The organism is Herbaspirillum sp. C7C8 (genome assembly GCF_022627875.1).
Lineage (GTDB): Bacteria > Pseudomonadota > Gammaproteobacteria > Burkholderiales > Burkholderiaceae_D > Herbaspirillum.
This window is the reverse complement of sequence record NZ_JABXGG010000017.1, coordinates 1-21,698: the sequence shown is the minus strand read 5'-3', so window position 1 is coordinate 21,698 and position 21,698 is coordinate 1. Positions and strand designations below refer to the sequence as shown.

Here is a 21,698-nt window from a genome sequence, read left to right as displayed (position 1 = left end):
TTCGTCTTGCTTGGGGCATCTGCCCATCGTTCCATCAAACCCGGCCTGTGCGGTACCCAAGACCGGGGACATGCTCATCGCTTCTTCTTGCCCTTGCTGTAAGCCTTGGCGGCCGCGCGCTTGCGGTCAGCGTCGCCAGGACGTGCCGCGCTGGTGCGCGCCGCACCGGCCTTGGCCTTGGCGCCGCCCTTGGGCTTGCTGCCGGCGGCGGCGGCCTGCTTGGCCGCCACGCCCTTCTTGCCGCGCGCGGCGGGCTGTGCGGCGTCCTGGGCCTGCCTGCTGCCACCGGACTTGCCACGCGCAGCGTTTTCGGCGCGCTTGGCTTCGTTCTTGATCAGCGTGCGGATACCCGGTTCGTTGACCAGGGCCAGATCGATCTTGCGCGCATCCAGATCCACCCGGCTGACCTGCACGGTGACGCGGTCGGTCAACTGGTAGCGGATGCCGGTACGTTCGCCGCGCAGTTCGTGGCGCGCCTCGTCGTACTGGAAGTAATCGGCGCCCAGTTCGGTGACGTGCACCAGTCCCTCGATATACAGCGCATCGAGCTGCACGAAGATGCCGAAGGTGGCCACACCGGCGATGGTGCCGGTGAACTCCTCGCCCAGCTTGTCGCGGATGAAGTAGCACTTGAGCCAGGCTTCCACGTCCCGCGAGGCCTCGTCGGCACGGCGCTCGTTGGCCGAGCAGTGCAAGCCCAGCGCTTCCCAGATCGCCAGCGCGCTTTCGCCGCGCGGCTTCTTGCCGGCCGCCTTGTCGGTGGCGCGCTGCAGTGCCTGCGCCTTGCGCGCCGCCGGTGAGATCGAGGTGTTGAGCGCACTGCTGTCGATGCCCTTGGGCTCGTAGCGCTTGCCTTGCAGCACGGCCTTGATGGCACGGTGCGTCAGCAGATCGGGGTAGCGGCGGATCGGACTGGTGAAGTGCGCATAGGACTCATAGGACAGGCCGAAGTGACCGATGTTGTCGGGGCTGTAGACCGCCTGCTGCATCGAGCGCAGCAGCATGGTCTGGATCAGCACTGCATCCGGACGCGCCTTGACCTTGGGCATGAGCTCGGCATAGTCCGACGCGCTGGGGGTGTCGCCACCGCCCAGGGTCAGGCCGACCTGCTTGAGGAAGGTACGCAACTGGGTCAGCTTTTCCTTGGTCGGGCCGGCGTGGATGCGATAGAGCGCCGGGTGATCGTGGCGCTTGAGGAGGTCGGCCGCACAGACGTTGGCGGCCAGCATGCACTCTTCGATCAGGCGGTGTGCATCGTTGCGGGTGCGCGGCAGGATCTTCTCGATCTTGCCGGCGGCGTTGCAGACGATGTAGGTCTCGGTGGTCTCGAAGTCAATGGCACCGCGCGCCTGGCGGGACGTCAGCAGCGCCTGGAAGACTTCGTAGAGGTGCGTCAGGTGCGGTACCAGACCGATGCGGCGCGCCGCTTCAGGGCCCTTGGTGTTGGCCAGGATGGAAGCCACTTCGGTATAGGTCAGGCGCGCTGCCGAGTGGATCACGGCCGGATAGAACTGATAGGCCTTGATCTCGCCCTTGGCGGTGATGACGGCATCGCACACCAGGGTCAGGCGGTCGACGTCCGGGTTCAGCGAGCACAGGCCGTTGGAGAGTTTTTCCGGCAGCATCGGGATGACCCGGCGCGGGAAATACACCGAGGTGCTGCGCTCCAGCGCATCCGCGTCGAGGGCGTCATTGGGCTTGACGTAGTGGCTCACGTCGGCAATCGCCACGATCAGGCGATAGCCCTTGGTGCGGCCGATCTTGACCGGTTCGCAGTAGACTGCATCGTCGAAGTCACGCGCGTCTTCGCCATCGATGGTGACCAGCGGCACGTCGCGCAGGTCGACGCGATCCTTGAGGTCGGCGGCCTTGACTTCGCTGGGCAGCTTGGAAGACAGCTTCTTGGCGGCTTCCGAGAATTCGTGCGGTACGCCGTACTTGCGCACGGCGATTTCGATTTCCATGCCGGGGTCGTCGATGTCACCGAGGATCTCGACGATCTTGCCCACCGGTTGCGTGTAGCGGGACGGATGCTCGGTCAGCTCCACGCTCACTACCTGTCCGGCCTTGGCCTTGCCCGGGGGGCCGGCCAGCAGCACATCGTGGCCGATGCGCTTGTCTTCGGGGGCGACCACCCAGACGCCGTTCTCATTCAACAGGCGGCCGATCACGTGGGTATTGGCGCGCTCGACCACTTCGACGATGGTGCCTTCGGGACGGCCGCGGCGGTCGGTGCCGGTGATGCGAGCCTGCACGCGGTCGCCGTGCATGACCTTCTGCATTTCCTTCTCGGGAAGGAAGAGGTCATCGGTCCCTTCATCGGGCAGCAGGAAACCGAAGCCATCGCGATGGGCCGAGACGCGGCCCAGGATGAAATCGGGCGAGTGGGTCAGCTTGTAGTTGCCGGCGCGGTCCGGCTTGATCTGGCCGTCGCGTTCCATGGCGTTGAGGCGGCGCGTCAGGCCATCCATTTCTTCAGGCTTGACGCCAAGCGCAGCGGCCAGTGCGGCAACGTTTTGCGCGCCCGAGGAAGTACGCAGGATGCCGAGGATCTCTTCCCGGCTGGGAATGGAATAGGGGAATTGGCTCAAAAGTTTCGTTTCGCGCAATTGTTATAAATGCCGAGGCGAAGACTGCCCAGGCGAACGGAAGTCCTTAGTGTAACGGAGTTGCGCCCATTTACCTAACCGCAATACGGGGGTAAAAAGCCGGGTCGGCATCGTATTGCAACGAAATTTGCGTCATGGGGATGAAAATGTTGTTGACAGCAGCTTCAGACCGACTATAATCACGGTCTTCGCTTTACAGCGCAGCCCACGTGGCGGAATTGGTAGACGCGCATGGTTCAGGTCCATGTGCCGCGAGGTGTGGGGGTTCGAGTCCCTCCGTGGGCACCAAAATAGAAAAGGTCGATTGATGAAAATCAATCGGCCTTTTGTATTTTGGGGACCGCGAGCAAAGCGCCTGCGCGCTTTGCGGGAGGAACGAGAAAGTCCGGCCTTGCAAGGCCGGACGGGGTCGCGGGACGTGACCGAGTGCCTCAGTGCGCAGCAAAATGGAAAAGGTCGATTGACGCAAGTCAGTCGGCCTTTTGTATTTTGGGGACCGCGAGCAAAGCGCCCGCCCTCCCCCCATCTTCATTACGAATCCAAGCAGTCCGCGTCAAAGCAGGTTCATCGCCATCTCAGGCAAATTGGCGGGTGCGAAATCTTTTATCATGCGCAAGGTCTGCCCATGGCAGCGGCACGCTCTTCGCGTCCGCTCATCCCGCGACACACCGCCAACTCTGATCGCCACGCAATGCCCCAATTCGACAAGTCCCTGGTCTGGTTCCGCCGTGACCTGCGCCACACCGATCATGCCGCCCTCTACTATGCGCTCTCGCAGAGCCGCTCCGTGTGGTGCGTGTTCGTCTTCGATACCGACATCCTCGATGCACTCAAGGCCGAGGGCGTGGTGCAGGATCGCCGTGTCGATTTCCTGCTGGCCAGCGTGGCCGAACTGGACCAGGCCCTGCAGAAAGCGGGCGGCGGACTGATCGTGCTGCATGGACCGGCCGCCAGCTGCATCACCAACCTGGCTGCCGAACTGGAGGTGCAGGCAGTCTTCACCAACAGCGACTACGAACCCGCCGCAGTAGAACGCGATGCGGCGGTCGCCCAGGCCCTGAAGAAACAAGGCGCACAACTGCTCAGCTACAAGGATCAGGTGATCTTTGAAAAGGATGAAGTGCTGACGCAGTCGGCCAGGCCCTTCTCCGTCTTCACGCCCTACAAGAACGCGTGGATGGCCAGGCTGACCGCGGCGGGCGGCGACTTCTACCTCAAGCCCTACCCGGTCGAAAAATACTTCAAGGTGCTGGCCAGGCCAGCCGCCAAGACGCCCCACGGACTGCCCTCGCACGAGGCACTGGGCTTCAGACCCAGCAATCTGGACGAACTGAAGATTCCAACCGGCATGTCCGGTGCCGAGGCCCTGCTGGAGGACTTCCTGGGCCGTATCGGCGCCTATGGGACGGCGCGCGATTTCCCGGCAGTGAAGGGTCCTTCCTATCTGTCGATCCACCTGCGCTTCGGCACCGTCTCCATCCGTACCCTCGCGCGTGCGGCGATGCAGGCGATGCACGCGGGACAGGGCGCCGCCGGCGCCGCCGTGTGGCTCTCGGAACTGACCTGGCGCGACTTCTACTTCATGATCCTGCATCATCATCCGCGCGTGACCGACCAGGCTTTCAAGCCCGAGTACGACGCCATCCGATGGGAGCAAGGCCAGCACGCCGAGGAACTGTTCGCCGCCTGGTGCGAAGGCCGCACCGGCTATCCGCTGGTCGACGCCGCCATGGCCCAGATCAACCAGACCGGCTACATGCACAACCGTCTGCGCATGGTGGTGGCCAGCTTCCTGACCAAGGACCTGGGCATCGACTGGCGCCGCGGCGAAAAATATTTTGCACGCCACCTCAACGACTTCGACCTGTCCGCCAACAATGGCGGCTGGCAGTGGGCCTCGTCCTCAGGCTGCGATGCCCAGCCCTACTTCCGCATCTTCAATCCGGTCACACAGTCCGAGAAATTCGATCCGGATGGAAAGTTCATCCGTCGCTATCTGCCGCAACTGGCCAGGCTCTCCGACAAGCGCATCCACGCGCCCTGGACGGCCACACCCGATGAACGCCTCTCGGCCGGGGTGACGCTGGGGCAGAACTATCCGCGTCCCATCGTCGATCACGCCGAGGCGCGCGAACGCACGCTGGCACGCTATGCGGTGGTCAAGAAGTCCGAACCGGCAGAGTAAGGGGGATAAAAAAAACGGACTGCACCCAGTCCGTTCCTGACCGCCATCGCAACAGGGCCGCCAGGCAGCCGAGCCGCCGTTCATTCCGACATCACCGGCTCCACCTTCTTGTCCTGGTCGAAGCGGATCGGCGGCACCCGGCGCACCATCCACAGTCCGACCAACGCGGCCACGATGGCAATGGCGATCCCCATGTGAATGGCGCCCACCAGTGCCTCGCGCGCGGCTTCCAGCAGGGCCGAGCCGTCATGTCCGGCCTGCATCAGCCGGGCCAGCAGCACCGACTGGATGTCATGATTGACCAGCACTTCGGGGTCACTGAAGTCCTTGAGCCATTGTGCCGCGTGATCCCCTTCCAATGCCTTCTGCACGCCCGCGCCATACATCTGGCTGACCAGCGTGCCGGTGATGGCCGTACCCAGCATCCCGCCGATCATGCGCAGCGATTGCAGCAAAGCCGTGGCGATGCCCAGATGTTCGCGCGCGGCGGCCTGCTGGGCAAACACGGTGAGATTGGGCAGCACCAGTCCCAGTCCGAAACCACCGGCCAGCATCACCACCAGCAGGAAGGTATTGCCGGTGTTACGGTCACACAGCACCACGCCCAGACAGGATGCGGCGATGAGCGCAAAGCCGAGATTCATCATCAGGTTGGGATTGGGAATGCGCGTGATGATGCGACCATTGACGATGCTGGCCACGGTGATGCAGGCCACCAGCGGTGTAATGAGCAGGCCCGCCTCGCGCGGACTCAGGCCGAATCCGCCCTGGAACAGCAGCGGTGCGTACATCAGCAAGGAGAACATCGCAAAACCCGCCAGCACCGACAACACGAACAGACTGGCCAGTGCCTTGTCGCGCATCATCTCGAAGGGCAGGATCGGTTGCGCAGCGCGCTGCTCCCACTTCCACAGGGCATAGAAGGCCGCCACCGAGACTGCCAGCAAGACCATCATGCCGCCGGTGATGCCGCGCTTGGGCAGCAGTTCCACCAGCAATTGCAGGCTGCCCAGCGAGAGCGAAATCAACAGCGCACCGGGCCAGTCCAGCCGCATCTTGCCGGCGTGCTGCATGTGGCGGATATGCGGCACAAAGCGCCAGACAAAATACAGCGACAGCACGCCGATGGGCAGGTTGCAGTAGAACACCCAGCGCCAGCCCAGCCCCTGGGTGAGGAAGCCACCGAGCGAAGGACCGACTGCAGTGGCGATGCCGAAGGAGACCGACAGGATGATCTGCCAGCGCAAGCGCACGCGCGGATCGGGGAACAGGTCGGCCACGGAAGCGAAACAGGTCCCCACCAGCATGCCGCCACCGATACCCTGCAAACCGCGCGCGATGACCAGGAAGAGCATGCTGTTGGCCATCCCGCACAAGGCGGAAGCGCCGACGAAGACGATGATGGAAGCAATCACGAATGGCTTGCGGCCGAAGTAATCGCCCAGCCGCCCGAAGATGGGCACGGTGATGACCGAGGTCAGCAGATAGGCCGTCGCGACCCAGGCATAGAGTTCGAAGCCCTTCAGTTCGGCCACGATGGTCGGCAGCGCGGTGCCGACGATGGTCTGGTCCAGGGCCACCAGCATGATGACGAAGCAGATGCCCAGAGTGGCCAGCAGGGATTCGCGAAAAGGCAGGACTTGGCCGCTGGAGTGAGCGGCATCGGTGTGTAGGGCCATGTTGCGGGGAGCGGATGTCCGAAGTTGCGCGTATGCGCCAAACCATCATTTTAGCGCTGCCCGGCCGGGCCTGCCGTGTGCCCTACAAGAGCAGTTCGTAACGCTGCTCGTTGAGCTTGACGCCCCAATGCGAGCCGATGCGCTCTTCGGTGAGGACGAAGCCGTGGCGCTGATAGAGCTTGTGGGCCGCGTGCAGCCCCTCGAAGGTCCACAGGTAGATCGAGGGGAAATCACATTGCGCGCAGAAGCGGACCGCTTCGCTCAGCAGGGCATCGCCCACGCCGCGTCCGCGCAGTTTTTCGGAAGCGATGAACCAGCGCAGCCAGGCCCCCTGCTGCTGCGCATGCTGGCCGTCGATGGTCAGCGAACCCTCGACGCGACCATGCACGGTGGCGGTCCAGAATCCGTCGCGACTGTCATCGTAGCGGCTCATGAAGGCCGCCAGTTCAGTGGCGATGCGCGCTTCGAAGTACACCCCGAAGCTCCAGTTCTCGGTGTAGTAGGCCGCGTGCAGTTCGGCTACACGCCCGATGGCGCCTGGCAGATAGCCGCGCCGGATGTGGATGTCGTCCATGGCTTGCCTCCCCGGGTGGGCAGCGCTGGCCGTGGCGCCGCCGGTCTCCCGGCGGCGTGCGGCACGATCAGTCGCCAGCGATGGTCATGTTTTCCAGCAGGATGGAACCCGTTTCCTTGGTGCCGCGAATGAGCGTGTCATTGCCCACGGCCACGATCTGGCGCAGCATGTCCTTCATGTTGCCAGCGATGGTGATTTCTTCCACCGGATACTGGATCACGCCATTCTCGACCCAGTAACCCGAGGCACCACGCGAATAGTCGCCCGTCACGTAGTTCACGCCCTGCCCCATCAGCTCGGTCACCAGGAGGCCGCTGCCCATCTTCTTCAACATGCCCTTGAAGGTATCGGCCTTGGTGGTCAGGTCCGAGCGCAGCGTGAGGTTGTGCGAGCCCCCCGAGTTGCCGGTGGTCTGCATGCCCAGCTTGCGGGCCGAATAGGTCGACAGGAAGTAGCCCTGCACCACGCCATCCTTGATCACCTCACGCCTGACGGTACGCACGCCTTCTTCGTCGAAGGGAGCCGAACCGACACCGCCGACCACGTGCGGATCTTCCAGGATCTGGATGTGCTCGGGGAAGACCTGCTGGCCCAGCGAATCAAGCAGGAAGGTCGACTTGCGGTACAGCGCACCGCCCGACACCGCCTGCACGAAGGCACCCAGAAGACCCGCCGCCAGCGGGGCTTCGAACAGCACCGGGCACTTGCGGGTCGTGAGCTTGCGCGCGTTCAGGCGCGCCAGCGCGCGCTCGGCGGCGTAGCGGCCGATGGCTTCTGGCTGGGCCAGTTTCTTCGGATCGCGCTTGGAGGAATACCAGTCATCGCGCTGCATGCCCGCGCCCTTGCCGGCGATGGGCGCCACCGAGATGGTGTGGCGCGAGAACGGGTAGCCGCCCATGAAGCCACGACTGTTGGCCGCGATGAAATGCGAGTGCTGCACGTAGACGCCGGCCCCCTCGCTGTTGGTGATGCGCGGGTCGGTCTCGAGGGCGGCAGTTTCGCAGCGTTGGGCCAGTGCAACGGCTTCTTCGGCGGAAATGTTCCATGGCGAAAACAGTTTCAGGTCGCGCGGGGCCATTTCCAGCATCTCGGCGTCGGGCAAGCCGGCGCAGTCATCGATGGCGGTGAAGCGGGCGATGTTGTAGGCCGCCTCGACGGTTTCCTTCAACGCCTGCTGCGAAAAGTCCGAGGTGCTGGCGTTGCCGCGCCGCACCTGGCGGCCTTCTCCGAGGAACACCGTCACGCCGATGCCCTTGTCCTTGTTCTGCTCGATGGTCTCGATCTTGCCCTTGCGCACCGCTACCGACAGACCACTGCCCTCGCTGATGTCGACGGCGGCGTCCGAGGCGCCCTTGTCCCGGGCATAACGCAGGACATCCTGCGCCAACTGCTTCAACTGGTCCTGACTGTGCGTGAATGGGGTATCGCTCATGAGCCTGTTTTCTCTGAAATGCGGGTAAAACGGTTATCATAGCAGCCGTTAAGCTTTATTTCTCGACCTCACGATATGCCCAATGCCAACCGCGGTGCTGTCGGATTCCAATCCAGCGAATTCGAACAGGAATACGACCGCCCCTCCAAGTCCCAGCTCAAGCGCGAGATGGATGCCCTGCAAAAGCTGGGTGAATCGCTGGTCAACGAACCGCGTGACCGCGTCAAGCGCGTGCCCATGCCCGAAGACGTGCGCGACGCCATCCTCGAATGCCAGCAGATCAAGGACCACGAAGGCCGTCGCCGCCAGATGCAGTACGTGGGCAAGAAGATGCGCACCCTGGAACCCGATGAACTGGCCATCATCCAGAAGACCATCGACAGCTGGCACGGTGCCTCCAAGGCGGAAACCGCTGCCATGCACGCCCTCGAACGCCGCCGTGAAAAGCTGCTGGCCGACGACCAGGCGCTGACCGAACTGCTGAACCGCCATCCCGAAGTCGATGTGCAGCACATGCGCACGCTCATCCGCAATGCCCGCAAGGAGCAGGCGGAAAACAAGCCGCCCAAGGCTTACCGCGAAATCTTCCAGATCCTCAAGCAGTTGCAGGCCCAGGCCGCACGCGCCAAGAGCGAAGCCGCCGAGGATGAGGCCCACGAGCAGGATGACGATGAGCGCTGAGGCCGTGACGCCCGTCGCCCGTGAGGTGCTGCGGGTCGGACTGGTCTCCGTCTCCGACCGCGCCTCCGGCGGCGTCTACCAGGACCAGGGCATCCCTGCCCTGCAGGAATGGCTGGGCAAAGCGCTCACCAGCACCTTCGAAGTCGAGACCCGCCTGATCCCCGATGAACGTGCACAGATCGAACAGACCCTGGTGGAACTGGTCGATGTGGCCCGTTGCGACCTGGTGCTGACCACCGGTGGCACCGGCCCGTCGCGCCGCGATGTCACGCCCGAAGCCACGCTGGCCGTCGGTACCAGGGAAATGCCGGGCTTCGGCGAACAGATGCGCCAGATCAGCCTGCAGTTCGTGCCTACGGCCATCCTCTCGCGCCAGGTCGCCGTCATCCGCGAGACCGACGACCATGCCGCGCTGGTGCTGAACCTGCCCGGCCAGCCCAAGTCCATCCGCGAGACGCTGGAAGGCTTGAAGGACGAGGACGGCAAGGTCAAGGTACCCGGCATCTTCGCCGCCATCCCCTACTGCATCGACCTCATCGGTGGCCCCTACATCGAGACCGATGACACCGTCTGCAAGGCCTTCCGCCCCAAGTCAGCGATCCGGCCCGCCAGCAGGTAAGCCATCTGCGGGCCGCACTGCGATGCGCGCCCGCCCTCCCTCCTTCAGTTCGGACACTTCCCCTCATCCGGTCCGCCGCACAGCGTGGCTGCATTGAGCAGATCCAGGTACTGTTGCAGACCGGCCGGCGAGATCCGGTAGGGATATTGCCGGAAACTGTTTTCGGTCGGCGGACGCCAGCTGAACTGCACCACGAACAGTTGCTGCTTGCCCTGATACACCGCCAGTACAGTTCCCTCGCCATAGGGCGCAACTGGACCGGTACGGTCGCAGAAGCCACCACTGACAGAGACCGGAATGTTGTTGGTACTGCCGTCCTTCTGCGCCATGGCCACGAAGCGGCCCGGGCAGTTGCGCTGGGCACCCTGCATCACCTCACTCAGGGCCACCTGCGCCACGCTCAGGTTGCGCGCCTGGATGTTGGCCAGCAGGCCGGCTGCAGGAAAGCCGCGGCGCTGTACGCCCATGTAGCCCTCGCGCCAGGAATCGTGGGCTTCGTTGGGCGGCAGGAAATCGACCACGTAATTGCCGTCGGGATCGCCATCCATGTAGGCCAGGCGCCAGCCGGGTGGCGGCGAGATCATGAGGTTTTCGCCGCGTGGCTGGAACAGCCGGCCCTCGGCCTCGGCGTGACCGGCCAACGGTGCGAAGGCCAGTGCAGCGGCCAGTAGCGAAGACAATAGCGACGACGCCGACAGGCGGCGCGATGGAATGCGGATCATGGGTTTTCCTTGTACGGCACCGCCATGAGGGCGGCGTTCATCGTATGATGTCAGCCCATTGCAGCACAGACGCTCTGCATGACAAGGGGCAAGGCCGTATTGTGCTCCCGCGCAAGGACAGACACAAATGCCGCGCCCTGCCCTTCCCTACAACGACCGCAACAGGAACCGCACATCCATGTCCGCTCCCCTCGAGACGATACAGATCGATACCGCTCCCAACCCCACCGCCTCCGTCATCTGGCTGCACGGCCTGGGTGCCGATGGCTCGGACTTCGTGCCCATCGTGCGCGAGCTGGACCTGTCCGGCTGTCCGGCGATCCGCTTCATCTTCCCCACTGCGCCGACCATGCCGGTGACCATCAACGGCGGTTACGTCATGCGCGCCTGGTACGACATCTTCGCGCCCGACCTGGTGCGTCGTGAAGACGAACCCGGCCTGCGTGCCTCGCAAGCCGCCATCGAAGCACTGATCGCCCAGGAGCGGGCGCGTGGCATCCCCGCCGAGCGCATCGTGCTGGCCGGTTTCTCGCAAGGCTGCGCCATGACGCTGCAGACCGGCCTGCGCCATCCTGAGCGACTGGCCGGCCTGATGTGCCTGTCCGGCTATCTGCCGCTGGCCTCCACCATCGAGGCCGAGCGGCACACCGCCAATCACGATACGCCGATCTTCATGGCCCACGGCACCATGGACCCGGTGGTGGTGCTGGAGCGCGCGCTCAAGTCACGCGAGCTGCTCACGCAACTGGGCCACAAGGTGGAGTGGCACGACTATCCGATGCAGCACTCGGTGTGTGGCGAGGAAGTCGAGGATATCGGCACATGGCTGACCAAGGTGCTGACCTGAGTCCGATTACCCGGCGCCTGCAACTACACTGGCAATGACAACGCCCCCGCACGATGCACGCGTGCGGGGGCGTTGTCGTTTCTCCTGCGCCAATGCTGGCACAGGAAAGTCTTGCGATTACTTCAGGTGGAACTTCAGTTCCTCGCCAGCCTGGCGCATCGCGGTCTGCACGGCGGGCACCTTGGCCAGCACGTTCAACAGACCGAAGTCGTGGATCATGCCGTCATAGCGCACCGTGGTCACGGCCACGCCAGCGGCTTGCAGCTTGCGGCCGTATTCTTCGCCTTCGTCACGCAGCACATCCTTTTCGGCGGTCTGGATCAGGGTCGGCGGCAGGCCGGCCAGTTGGGCCGGGGTGGCGTTGAGCGGCGAGGCGGTGATTTCCTTGCGTTTGGCGGCATCGGTGGTGTAGCTGTCCCAGAACCACTTCATCATGTTCTTGGTGAGGAAGTAGCCATTGGCGAACTGGTTGTAGGAGGCCGTTTCGAAGTTGGCATCGGTCACCGGCCACAGCAGCACTTCCGAACGCAGGGCGGGGCCGCCCTTTTCCTTGGCCATCAGCGCCACGACGGCGGCCATGTTGCCCCCGACGCTGTTGCCGGCCACGGCCAGGCGCTTGCCGTCGACCTTGATTTCACGGCCATGCTCGGCCACCCATTTCGTGGCAGCGTAAGCCTGATTGATGGCCACGCCGTAACCGGCTTCCGGCGAGGGGGTGTAGTTCACGAACACGGCCACCGCACCGGAGTTGGCCACCAGGTCACGCACCAGGCGCTCGTGGGTCGGGAAATCGCCCAGCACCCAGCCGCCACCATGGAAGAACATGAAGGCCGGCAAGGTCTTGGTCACACCGGCCGGACGCACGATGGTCAGCTTGATCTGCTGGCCGTCCGCGGTGATGGTCTTTTCCGAGACGTCGGCCTTGGGCAGGTCCAGCTTCACGCTGGCTTGCGCACCGACCAGGACGGCGCGCGCATCCTGCGGCGAGAGCTGCTCCAGGGGCTTGCCACCGCCGGCTTCCAGCGCCTGCAGGAAGGCTTGGGTGGTCGGTTCCACGCCGGCGTCACCGGCAGCGTAGGCGTTGCCAACAACCAGGCCGATGGCGGCGACGGTAGCGAGTTGCTTGAACGAGGTCATGATCTTCTTCCTTTTCTCTGATGATCGGATCGGTGAGGTTCACCGGGTAGGTGCTGCGAGGGAACTGCTTTCGTATTGCGTGGTACTGCGGTACTGCCCTGGCGTACGACGCCAGAAAATCGCGCCTTGCGGCAATAAACATAAAACACTATTAAATAGCAAACTACTTATTTGATGCTATTGGCTCTGCGTATAACGGTGCATTCAGGCGATGCCACCTGACCTGCATGCCGGGAGCGAAGGTTTTCCCGCATCGCTCCAGTCACAATAAACTAATAAACTATTTAATAGCGCACTATATATTAAATTTTCAAAAAGGGACTCGGCTTGGCCACCTCATCCCTTCAAACCACCCTGCTCACTCGCCCGTATTCTTGTGCAGGCGGGCACGCAGGGCCATCAGCTCTTCCTTCATCGCCGTCAGCTCGGCGGCGCTCGACTCGGTGGCGCGCAAGACTTCGCGCGGCAGATCGGCTGCCTGTTCACGCAGCTTGTCGCCCTCGGCGGTGAGCGAGATGACCACCTGCCGCTCATCGCTGGCGGCGCGTTCCCGGCTCACCAGGCCCTGCGCCTGCATGCGCTTGAGCAGCGGCGTGAGCGTGGCCGAATCCAGCACCAGGCGCTCACCGATCTCGGAGACGGTCAACTCATCCTGCTCCCACAACACCATCAGCACCAGGTACTGCGAATAGGTGATGCCCATGTTGCGCAAGAGCTTGCGATAGAGCTTGCTCATCGACAGCGAGGTCGAGTACAGCGCAAAACACAACTGGGCATCCAGCAGCGGGGCCGACTTGCGTTTGTCTGTTTTCGAATTCATGCAGCGCAGTTTAGCGAGGCCAAAATTAAATAGCAAGCGATTTAATTAAAAATGGATGGACAGCCGTCGCGGCCGCGCCACGTCCCGTCTTGGGGCCAGCCACTCCGCCCGTGTGCACCTTCACTGGGCATGCCTGCCCCGCAAGGTAGGGGCGCGCCCGCCATCGGGGCAGAAGCAAGGCGTGCCCCCCCATCCTCAAGAAGGTCCCAGTCCATCACTTTCCCAACCGGCGATACACCCTTGCCAACTGACGCGAAGCTGACGCGATGGCACGCTTCCTGCATGTCTTCTTTGTTGTATACATTGACGTATCCGTCCTTGCCTTCACCGTTTCCATCGCCTAAGCTGGCCCGATGGCCGCGGCAGGCGGGCTTGCCGCCCAGGCCGGTTGCGCTCCATCCGTGATGACTTCTGAAAGGAAAAACGAATGAACCAGCGTGTCTCCCGTTTCCTGCTGTCCGCGATGTCCTCGGCCGTGCTGGCCACCTGCGCCCTGCCCGCGCTGGCGGTGACGCTCAACATCTCCCTGGATGCCGATCCCGGCAAGCTCGACCCGACGCAGTCATCCATGCTCAACGAGCGTATCGTCTACCAGAGCATCTTCGACAAGCTGCTGGACCTGGATGGGGAAGGCAAGATCGTTCCCATGCTGGCCGAGCGCTGGACCGTCTCCGACGATCAGAAGACCTACACGCTCTACCTGCGCAAAGGCGTCAAGTTCCAGGACGGTACGCCCTTCGATGCCAAGGCGGTGGAGTTCAATCTGCTGCGCGGCCAGGAGAAGACCTCCCTGCGCCGCAACGAGCTCAAGTACATCAGCAAGATCACGGTGGTGGACGAGCACACCATCAAGCTGGATCTGTCCACGCCCTTCGCCCCTTTCCTGTCCGTTCTCACCGACCGTTCGGGCATGATGTCGTCACCGGCCGCCGTGAAGAAATACGGCGAGGACTACGTCAACCATCCGGTCGGCACCGGCCCCTTCATCTATGAAGGCCGGCTCAAAGGCGCCACCATCACCTTGAAGAAGAATCCCGACTACTGGCGCGCCGGCCTGCCCAAGGTGGATGAAGTGGTCTACAAGATCATGCCGGACGTCAATGTGGCCTTCAACAACCTGCGCAGCGGCCAGGTCGACATCAGCAACCGCTTCCCCTACAAGGAAATCACCAACGTCCCGGCCAATGCCAGCTACACGGTACTGAACAAGCCGTCGCTGGGCTTCCGCGGTTTCTACATGAATACCGCCAAGCCCCCGTTCGACAAGAAGGAAGTGCGTGAAACCGTCGACATCCTGATCAACCGCAACGCCATCGCCAAGGTGGTCTACAACAATGCGGTGGCACCGGGCCACTCCCCCTTCTCCAAGGCGCAGTTCGCCAACGGTCCCAGCGATGTGCCGCCCAAGGTGGATGTGGCCCGCGCCAAGGCCCTGCTCAAGGCCGCCGGCAAGGAAGGTGGTTTCAGCTTCAAGCTGACCCTGCCGACCACGCCCGATGAATTGCAGGTCGGCCAGATGATCCAGGGCATGCTGCGCCCGGCCGGCATCACCGTCACACTGGAGAAGACCGAACTGGCGACCCAGATCGAGGCCGGCAAGACCGGCAACTTCGAGGGCCTCTTCGTGGGCTGGAGCGGACGTCCCGATCCGGACCAGAACATCTATGACTTCGTCACCACCAATGGCTCTCTGAACTACTCCCACTTCGGCGCCAAGGAAGTGGACGACCTGCTGCAGCAGGCCCGGGTGGAAGGCGACCAGGCCAAGCGCAAGACGCTCTACGAGCAGGCCATGGCGATACTGGTCAAGGAAGTGCCCTACATCTACATCGTGCATGACAACGTGCTCTTCGGCATCGCCAAATCGGTCAAGGGCTTCCAGTACGTGCCCGATGGTGTGATCCGGACCGCCACCGTCTCCAAGTAAGTCATGGCCAGCTCGCTCAAGCCGCTGGCGTTGCCGCGCCTGCCCAAGCTGGTCCGGCGACTGCTGCTGTCGGTCCCCACCCTGCTGCTGGTGAGCATGGTGGTGTTTTCCCTGCTGGCGGTGCTGCCGGGCGATCCGGTGGCCGCCATCCTCGGCATGGAAGCCACGCCGGAAGCGGCAGCCGCCCTGCGCCTGAAACTGGGGCTGGATGATCCGCTGCTGGTGCAGTACGGGCACTGGCTGTGGGCGGTGCTGCATGGCGACCTGGGGCGGTCCTTCATCGACAACACCCCGGTGGCCGATGCCCTCTGGCAACGCCTGCCGGTGACCATCGAGCTGGCCATCGGCAGCTTCCTGGTGGCCGTGCTCATTGCGGTGCCGGCCGGCATCCTGTCGGCGGCACGTCCGCGCGGCTGGGCCAATGCCATCGGTACCTTGATTGCATTGTTCGGCATGTCGGTGCCGCACTTCTGGCTGGGCATGCTGTTCATCATTCTGTTTGCGGTCAAGCTGGGCTGGCTGCCCGCCTCGGGCTTCGTGCCGCTGTCGGTGGACTGGCATGCCAACCTGATCGCCATGATCATGCCCATGGTCGTGACCGGCCTGCGCGAATCGGCCATCCTCATGCGCATGGTGCGCAGCAGCCTCCTGGAAGTGCTCAACGAGGATTACATCCGCACCGCCTTCTCCAAGGGCCTGCGCGACTGGCAGGTAGTGCTGGGCCATGCGTTGCGCAATGCCATGATCCCGGTGGTCACCGCCAGCGGGCTGATGGTCTCGGGCATGCTGGGCGGGCTGGTGATCACCGAGAGCATCTTCGGCATTCCCGGCATGGGCAAGATGATCGTCGATGCCATCTTCCAGCGCGACTACGTCACGGTACAGGCCGGTGTACTGGCCGCAACCGTCATGGTGGTCATCGTCAACCTGTGCGTGGATCTGCTCTACAGCGTGATCGACCCGCGCATCGCCCGCTGACTGTCTGCTGCACGCCCCCAACCATGACGTCTCCCGACATGAACCCTCCCTCTCCTGCACAGGCCCTGCCAGCGCTGCCGCGCTGGCGCACCCTGCGCCGCTTCAGCCGCAACCGTCTGGCGGTGATCGGTGCGGTGATCATCACCGTACTGGTCCTGTTGGCGATATGTGCACCGGTACTGGCCCGGTACGATCCGATTTTTGACCAGGACTACGGCAATCTACTGTCTGGTCCCAGTGCCGCGCACTGGCTCGGCACCGATGACCTGGGCCGCGACATCTACACGCGCATGCTCTACGGTTCGCGCATCTCGCTGCAGGCAGCGCTGATCTCGGTCGGGCTGGCCTTTTCACTGGGCGTGCCCATCGGCATCGTCAGCGGTTACTATCGCGGCGCCGTCGATGCCATCGTCATGCGCGTGGTCGATGCCCTGCAAGCCTTTCCCTCGCTGATCCTGGCGCTGGCCCTGGCGGCGGCGCTGGGTGGCGGCTTCTACAATGCCATGGTGGCGGTGGGCATCGGCTTCACCTCTTCCTTCGTGCGCCTGGCGCGCGGCCAGGCCATGACCATCCGCAATCTCGACTACGTGATGGCGGCGCGCTCCATCGGTGCCGGGCACCTGCGCATCATGTGGCGCTACATCCTGCCCAATTCACTGGCGCCATTGGTGATCCAGGCCACCTTCGCCATGGGCACGGCCATCATCGCCGAAGCCGGGCTCTCCTATCTCGGCCTGGGCGCCAAGCCGGAAGACCCGAGCTGGGGGTCCATGCTGCATATCGCCCAGGGCTACCTGAACACCACGCCGATGCTGGCCATGTGGCCGGGGCTGGCGATCTTCCTGGTGGTGCTGGGGTTCAACCTGCTGGGCGACGGCATCCGCGAAGTGTTCGACCCCAAACTGAGCCGCTGAGGAACACCCATGCTCACCATCGAGAATCTCAAGATCGAATTTCTCAACCACGGCCGCCGCGTTGCACCGGTTGACGGCGTATCCTTTTCTCTGGGCCAGGATGAAACCGTGGGTCTGCTGGGGGAATCCGGCTGCGGCAAGAGCGTCACCGCGCTGTCCATCCTGCGCCTGTTCCCCATGGCCAGCCAGGCCAGGTTGTCGGGGGCCATCCGCTTCGGCGAGCGCGATCTGCTGCAGGCCGATGAGGCCACCCTGCGCGGCATCCGTGGCAAGGAGATCGCCATGATCTTCCAGGAGCCGATGACCTCGCTGAACCCGCTGCATCGCATCGGCGACCAGCTGGGCGAAATGCTGCGCATCCACACCCCGTTGCCGCGCCAGGAGATCCACGCCAAGGTCATTGGCATGCTCGAACGTGTGGGCCTGTCCCGTGCCGCGCAGCTGGTGGACGAATATCCGCACAGCCTCTCGGGCGGCATGCGTCAGCGCGTCATGATCGCCATGGCCCTGCTGTGCCAGCCCCGGCTGCTGGTCTGCGACGAACCCACCACGGCGCTGGATGTGACCATCCAGGCGCAGATCCTGGACCTGATGCGCGACCTCAAGCGCGAGCAGAAAACCTCCATCCTGATGATCACCCACGACCTCGGCGTGGTGGCCGAGATGTGCCAGCGCGTGGTGGTGATGTATGCCGGCCAGGTGGTCGAACAGAGCAGCGCGGAGGACCTGTTCGACCGTCCCGCCCACCCTTACACGCACGCCTTGATGCGCGCCCGCCCCGCCCTGGACGCCACGCCCGGCGCGCCGCTGACGGCCATTCCCGGCAGCGTGCCGCCGCCCGGCACCGTCACGCAAGGCTGCCGCTTCGCCGCCCGCTGTAGCCGCGCCCAGGACATCTGCCGCCAGGAGATGCCAGTGCTGGAAGATCTGGGCAATGGTCACAACGTGCGCTGCTGGTATCCGCATTGAAGGCGAGAACATGACCCCACTTCCTCCCCTGCTCGAAGTCCACGGACTGAAAAAACATTTCGCCGCCGGTGGCAGCATCGTCAAGGCAGTCGACGACGTCTCCTTCAGCATCGCCGAAGGCCGGACCCTGGGCCTGGTCGGCGAATCCGGCTGCGGCAAGTCCACCACCGGGCGCAGCGTGCTGCGCCTGATCGAACCCAGCGAAGGCAGCGTGCGCTTCATGGGCCAGGAACTGACCCTGCTGCCCGAAGGCCAGCTGCGCGCCATGCGGCGGCATATGCAGATGGTGTTCCAGGACCCGTACGCCTCACTGAACCCGCGCATGACCATCGGCGAAGTGCTGGAAGAACCGCTGATCGTGCACAAGCTGCACGACCGCGCCACCCGCAAGCGCAAGGTGGCCGAGGCGCTGGAGATGGTCGGCCTGAACCCGGCCTACGCGGCGCGCCATCCGCATGAATTCTCCGGCGGCCAGCGCCAGCGCGTGGGCATCGCCCGCGCCATCATCACGCGGCCCAAGCTGGTGGTGGCCGATGAAGCCGTGTCGGCGCTGGACGTATCGATCCAGGCGCAGATTCTCAATCTGCTGCGCGAGCTGCAACAGGAACTGGGCCTGACTTACCTGTTCGTCTCGCACGACCTGGCCGTGATCCGCCACGTCAGCGACAGCATCGGCGTGATGTACCTCGGTCGCATGGTGGAATCGGGCACATGTGAAGAGGTCTACACCCAGCCGCGCCATCCCTACACCCAGGCGCTGCTCTCGGCCATTCCACGTGAACATCCGCGCGAAAAACGCGAACGCATCGTCCTGCAGGGCAGCATTCCCAATCCGGCAGCGCCGCCCACAGGCTGTCATTTCCATCCGCGCTGCCCGTCCTGCATGGAGGTATGCAGGACCGAGACGCCACCGGCAGTAAAGATCAGCCCCACCCATACCGTGGCCTGCCATCTGAGCCGGCCTGAGTTGACGCTGCGCCCGACATGAGGCGCGAGCGCCCCGCTAAAATACGCCCCTGAACCAAGAACGAGAGACTGCCATGCCCGCCTTCCCCGACTTCAGCAGCAACCACTATCCCTATTTCTCGCGCCGCAGCGCCGTCTATGCCCGTCGTGGCATGGTGGCGACCTCGCAGCCGCTGGCCGCGCAAGCGGGCCTGGAAGTCCTGCAGCGCGGTGGCAATGCCATCGATGCGGCCATCGCCGCCGCGGCTGCGCTGACGGTGGTGGAACCTACCGCCAACGGCATCGGCGGCGATGCCTTTGCGCTGGTCTGGCATGGCGGCAAGCTGCATGGACTCAACGCCAGCGGCCCGGCGCCACAGTCGATTTGCGCCGACAAGCTCACCGGTGCCGGCCTGAAGGACGTCCCGAAATATGGTGCCCTGCCCGTCACGGTGCCAGGTACGCCAAGCGCCTGGGCTGCCATGGCCAGGCGCTTCGGCAAGCTGGCCCTGACCGATTCCATGGCCGGTGCCGTCACGCTGGCGCGTGAGGGCTTCCCGGTCTCGCCGATGGTGGCGCATGCGTGGCAGGTGGCGCAGCAGAACTTCAGGCGCGAATTCAAGGAAGCGCATTTCCAGCCCTGGTTCGACACCTTCTGCATCGATGGGCAAGCCCCGCAAGCCGGCCAGCTGTGGCGCTCGGCGGGTCATGCCGCCACCCTGCAGGCGATTGCCGAAGACAACGCCGAGAGCTTCTATCGCGGTGCCCTGGCAGAAAAGATTGCCGGCTTCGTGCAGCAGGCCGGAGGATATATGCAGGCCTCCGACCTGGCGGCCTTCCAGCCGGAGTGGGTGGACCCCATCGGGGTGAACTATCGCGGCTATGACGTCTGGGAAATTCCGCCCAACGGCCACGGCATGGTGGCCCTGATGGCGCTGAACCTGCTGAAGGCCTACGACTTCAGCGAACGCGACACCCTGACCACTTATCACCGCCAGATCGAAGCCATCAAGCTGGCCTATGCCGATGGCCTGGCCCACATCGCCGATCCGGCGCACATGAAGGTGACGGTGGAGCAATTGCTGTCGGACGCCTATGCCGACGAGCGCCGCAAGCTGATCGGTCCGCGCGCCACGCTGCCGGTGGCGGGCGACCCTTCGCGCGGCGGTACGGTGTACCTGTGCACGGCCGATGCCGAGGGCAACATGGTGTCCTTCATCCAGAGCAACTACATGGGCTTCGGCTCGGGCCTGGTGGTGCCAGGCACGGGCATCGCGCTCCACAATCGCGGCAACAATTTCACGCTGGAAGCCGGGCATCCCAATGTGCTGGCACCGGGCAAGCGACCGTATCACACCATCATTCCCGGCTTCATGACACGCAATGGCCAGGCCGTCGGCCCCTTCGGCGTGATGGGCGGCTTCATGCAGCCGCAGGGCCATGTGCAGATGGTGATGAACACCGTCGACTTCGGCCTCAATCCACAAGCCGCGCTGGACGCACCGCGCTGGGAATGGGAGAAAGGAAACAAGGTCAGCATCGAGCACACCACGGCCGAACATCTCTTCCGTGGCCTGGGCGGGCTGGGACACGAAGTGTCGTGGTCGGGCAACCAGCTCGGTTTCGGTCGCGGCCAGATCATCTGGCGCAATGACGAAGGCGTGCTCTGCGGCGGGACCGAACCGCGTACCGATGGCAGTGTGGCGGCATGGTAAGAAAGTCTCCATCGTGAAAAGCCTGGCTGCCTCCACCACCGAACCCGCTGCTGCCGCCCTCGTCCCCGACGCCGAGGGCGAGGAGGCACAGGTGCGCAATGGTTCCCTGCCCGAATATGTCTATGCGCAACTGCGCCAGGACATCTTCGACATGCGCCTATTGCCCGGTGACCAGATCACCGAGACCGAGATTGCGGCGTATTTCAAGGTCTCGCGTACGCCGGTGCGGCAGGCGCTGCAACGCCTGCAGAACGATGGCCTGATGCAGGGCTACGTGCGCGGTGGCTGGGAGGTGGTGCCGATCGACTTCAAGCGCTTTGCCGATCTCTACGAAATGCGCAAGCTCATCGAGACCCACGCCGTGCGCCGCCTGTGCACGCAGGCAGGTGACCAGAGCGTGCTGGCCGGTCTGCGCAGCACCTGGTGCGTGGCCGCCGGCTTGCGCGAACTGGATGGCCCCAAGGCCGCGCAGCTCGATGAGGTCTTTCACCAGACGCTGGTGCGGGCGGCCGGCAACCAGGAGATGGCCGAAACCTTCGACCGTCTCACCGATCGCATCCGCATCGTGCGGCGGCTGGATTTTCTCTATGGCGATTGCCTGCATTCGACCTACGAGGAACATGCCGCCATCCTCGACTGCATCGCCGCAGCAGACGCCGATGCAGCGATGCGTCTGATGGGTGAGCACATCGATGGCAGCCATGCCGATGTCAATCAGATCACCCTGCACCGCCTGCACAGTGCGCGGGCCACGGCCACTACCAAGCCGCCTGCGTATGTGTCGGTGCGGGTGCGGCGGTCTTTCTAGAACCCATTTCATAAATAGGCGTGAGATGCGTTCTGTCCAGAAAGGGCGCTGGCAAGGCGTGCGACGCGTCGTGTGGCGGTGCCACACGCAAGGAGCGCAACGCGGCCAGCGCCCTTTCTGGACAGAACCCGGAGGGA

Annotated in this window: 18 protein-coding genes and 1 tRNA gene; 12 read left to right on the top strand and 7 right to left on the bottom strand. The window is 63.9% G+C overall.

Features of this window, described 5'->3' with window-relative positions:
* Positions 1–74: 74 nt before the first annotated feature.
* A complete protein-coding gene (gene rnr, locus HWE01_RS18220) occupies positions 75–2,591 on the bottom strand; it encodes a ribonuclease R (protein ID WP_241822507.1) in 2,517 nt (838 codons plus the stop codon).
* Positions 2,592–2,812: 221 nt separating this feature from the next.
* Here rnr and HWE01_RS18215 point away from each other — a divergent pair.
* Positions 2,813–2,897, top strand: a tRNA-Leu gene (locus tag HWE01_RS18215).
* 403 nt (positions 2,898–3,300) lie between these two features.
* Positions 3,301–4,794 carry a cryptochrome/photolyase family protein gene (locus tag HWE01_RS18210; protein WP_241822506.1) on the top strand — a complete coding sequence of 498 codons (1,494 nt, stop codon included), beginning with the start codon at positions 3,301–3,303 and terminating at the stop codon, positions 4,792–4,794.
* An 80-nt stretch (positions 4,795–4,874) separates the two neighbouring features.
* On the opposite strand, the gene HWE01_RS18205 is transcribed toward HWE01_RS18210, so the two are convergent.
* The 3 genes from HWE01_RS18205 to pmbA form a co-directional block, all read right to left on the bottom strand.
* Entirely contained in the window at positions 4,875–6,473 is a 1,599-nt protein-coding gene (locus HWE01_RS18205; protein WP_175345048.1) for an MDR family MFS transporter, read from the bottom strand.
* Between the two features lie 82 nt (positions 6,474–6,555).
* On the bottom strand, positions 6,556–7,047 hold the full coding sequence (locus tag HWE01_RS18200) for a GNAT family N-acetyltransferase (RefSeq protein ID WP_008327800.1): 492 nt from the start codon (positions 7,045–7,047) through the stop codon (positions 6,556–6,558).
* Positions 7,048–7,114: 67 nt separating this feature from the next.
* Positions 7,115–8,479 carry a metalloprotease PmbA gene (gene pmbA / locus HWE01_RS18195; protein WP_241822505.1) on the bottom strand — a complete coding sequence of 455 codons (1,365 nt, stop codon included), beginning with the start codon at positions 8,477–8,479 and terminating at the stop codon, positions 7,115–7,117.
* Between the two features lie 75 nt (positions 8,480–8,554).
* Here pmbA and yjgA point away from each other — a divergent pair, with 75 nt between their 5' ends.
* Positions 8,555–9,160: a ribosome biogenesis factor YjgA gene (gene yjgA, locus HWE01_RS18190; RefSeq protein WP_008327798.1), complete on the top strand. Its 606-nt coding sequence runs from the start codon at positions 8,555–8,557 to the stop codon at positions 9,158–9,160.
* Complete coding sequence (mog, locus tag HWE01_RS18185) at positions 9,150–9,779, top strand: molybdopterin adenylyltransferase (RefSeq protein ID WP_034350180.1); 630 nt, start codon at positions 9,150–9,152, stop codon at positions 9,777–9,779. The genes yjgA and mog overlap by 11 nt, the downstream gene beginning before the upstream one ends.
* Positions 9,780–9,823: 44 nt before the next feature.
* Here the strand turns inward: mog and HWE01_RS18180 are convergent, their stop codons facing one another.
* Positions 9,824–10,501 carry a hypothetical protein gene (locus tag HWE01_RS18180; RefSeq protein ID WP_008327796.1) on the bottom strand — a complete coding sequence of 226 codons (678 nt, stop codon included), beginning with the start codon at positions 10,499–10,501 and terminating at the stop codon, positions 9,824–9,826.
* 178 nt (positions 10,502–10,679) lie between these two features.
* Between HWE01_RS18180 and HWE01_RS18175 the strand changes: the two genes are divergently transcribed.
* Positions 10,680–11,348: an alpha/beta hydrolase gene (locus tag HWE01_RS18175; RefSeq protein WP_241822504.1), complete on the top strand. Its 669-nt coding sequence runs from the start codon at positions 10,680–10,682 to the stop codon at positions 11,346–11,348.
* Between the two features lie 117 nt (positions 11,349–11,465).
* Here HWE01_RS18175 and HWE01_RS18170 read toward each other — a convergent pair whose 3' ends face one another.
* The gene (locus HWE01_RS18170; RefSeq protein WP_008327794.1) at positions 11,466–12,485 is read right to left on the bottom strand and encodes an alpha/beta hydrolase; all 1,020 of its coding nucleotides are present in this window, start codon (positions 12,483–12,485) and stop codon (positions 11,466–11,468) included.
* A gap of 358 nt (positions 12,486–12,843) precedes the next feature.
* A complete protein-coding gene (locus tag HWE01_RS18165; protein WP_008327793.1) occupies positions 12,844–13,305 on the bottom strand; it encodes a MarR family winged helix-turn-helix transcriptional regulator in 462 nt (153 codons plus the stop codon).
* A 427-nt stretch (positions 13,306–13,732) separates the two neighbouring features.
* Between HWE01_RS18165 and HWE01_RS18160 the strand changes: the two genes are divergently transcribed.
* The 7 genes from HWE01_RS18160 to HWE01_RS18130 are packed head-to-tail and all read left to right on the top strand — an operon-like array spanning position 13,733 to position 21,561.
* The gene (locus HWE01_RS18160; RefSeq protein WP_241822503.1) at positions 13,733–15,232 is read left to right on the top strand and encodes an ABC transporter substrate-binding protein; all 1,500 of its coding nucleotides are present in this window, start codon (positions 13,733–13,735) and stop codon (positions 15,230–15,232) included.
* Between the two features lie 3 nt (positions 15,233–15,235).
* The gene (locus HWE01_RS18155) at positions 15,236–16,210 is read left to right on the top strand and encodes an ABC transporter permease (RefSeq protein WP_008327791.1); all 975 of its coding nucleotides are present in this window, start codon (positions 15,236–15,238) and stop codon (positions 16,208–16,210) included.
* A 38-nt stretch (positions 16,211–16,248) separates the two neighbouring features.
* Positions 16,249–17,124 (top strand): ABC transporter permease, encoded by an 876-nt coding sequence (locus HWE01_RS18150; protein ID WP_008327790.1) that lies wholly within the window; start codon positions 16,249–16,251, stop codon positions 17,122–17,124.
* 9 nt (positions 17,125–17,133) lie between these two features.
* Complete coding sequence (locus HWE01_RS18145) at positions 17,134–18,093, top strand: ABC transporter ATP-binding protein (protein WP_241822501.1); 960 nt, start codon at positions 17,134–17,136, stop codon at positions 18,091–18,093.
* A gap of 10 nt (positions 18,094–18,103) precedes the next feature.
* Positions 18,104–19,081 (top strand): ABC transporter ATP-binding protein, encoded by a 978-nt coding sequence (locus HWE01_RS18140; RefSeq protein WP_008327788.1) that lies wholly within the window; start codon positions 18,104–18,106, stop codon positions 19,079–19,081.
* Positions 19,082–19,133: 52 nt separating this feature from the next.
* A complete protein-coding gene (locus HWE01_RS18135) occupies positions 19,134–20,753 on the top strand; it encodes a gamma-glutamyltransferase family protein (RefSeq protein ID WP_241822500.1) in 1,620 nt (539 codons plus the stop codon).
* A 13-nt stretch (positions 20,754–20,766) separates the two neighbouring features.
* Positions 20,767–21,561 (top strand): GntR family transcriptional regulator, encoded by a 795-nt coding sequence (locus tag HWE01_RS18130; RefSeq protein WP_008327786.1) that lies wholly within the window; start codon positions 20,767–20,769, stop codon positions 21,559–21,561.
* Positions 21,562–21,698 lie beyond the last annotated feature (137 nt).

Bases quoted from the DNA above. Each gene is read 5' to 3' on its own strand.
- pmbA (WP_241822505.1), bottom strand. From the start codon at position 8,479: ATGAGCGATACCCCATTCACGCACAGTCAGGACCAGTTGAAGCAGTTG.
- HWE01_RS18155 (WP_008327791.1), top strand. From the start codon at position 15,236: ATGGCCAGCTCGCTCAAGCCGCTGGCGTTGCCGCGCCTGCCCAAGCTG.
- HWE01_RS18175 (WP_241822504.1), top strand. From the start codon at position 10,680: ATGTCCGCTCCCCTCGAGACGATACAGATCGATACCGCTCCCAACCCC.
- HWE01_RS18145 (WP_241822501.1), top strand. From the start codon at position 17,134: ATGCTCACCATCGAGAATCTCAAGATCGAATTTCTCAACCACGGCCGC.
- HWE01_RS18165 (WP_008327793.1), bottom strand. From the start codon at position 13,305: ATGAATTCGAAAACAGACAAACGCAAGTCGGCCCCGCTGCTGGATGCC.
- HWE01_RS18135 (WP_241822500.1), top strand. From the start codon at position 19,134: ATGCCCGCCTTCCCCGACTTCAGCAGCAACCACTATCCCTATTTCTCG.
- yjgA (WP_008327798.1), top strand. From the start codon at position 8,555: ATGCCCAATGCCAACCGCGGTGCTGTCGGATTCCAATCCAGCGAATTC.
- HWE01_RS18160 (WP_241822503.1), top strand. From the start codon at position 13,733: ATGAACCAGCGTGTCTCCCGTTTCCTGCTGTCCGCGATGTCCTCGGCC.
- HWE01_RS18205 (WP_175345048.1), bottom strand. From the start codon at position 6,473: ATGGCCCTACACACCGATGCCGCTCACTCCAGCGGCCAAGTCCTGCCT.
- HWE01_RS18150 (WP_008327790.1), top strand. From the start codon at position 16,249: ATGAACCCTCCCTCTCCTGCACAGGCCCTGCCAGCGCTGCCGCGCTGG.
- HWE01_RS18200 (WP_008327800.1), bottom strand. From the start codon at position 7,047: ATGGACGACATCCACATCCGGCGCGGCTATCTGCCAGGCGCCATCGGG.
- HWE01_RS18210 (WP_241822506.1), top strand. From the start codon at position 3,301: ATGCCCCAATTCGACAAGTCCCTGGTCTGGTTCCGCCGTGACCTGCGC.
- HWE01_RS18140 (WP_008327788.1), top strand. From the start codon at position 18,104: ATGACCCCACTTCCTCCCCTGCTCGAAGTCCACGGACTGAAAAAACAT.
- HWE01_RS18180 (WP_008327796.1), bottom strand. From the start codon at position 10,501: ATGATCCGCATTCCATCGCGCCGCCTGTCGGCGTCGTCGCTATTGTCT.
- mog (WP_034350180.1), top strand. From the start codon at position 9,150: ATGAGCGCTGAGGCCGTGACGCCCGTCGCCCGTGAGGTGCTGCGGGTC.
- HWE01_RS18170 (WP_008327794.1), bottom strand. From the start codon at position 12,485: ATGACCTCGTTCAAGCAACTCGCTACCGTCGCCGCCATCGGCCTGGTT.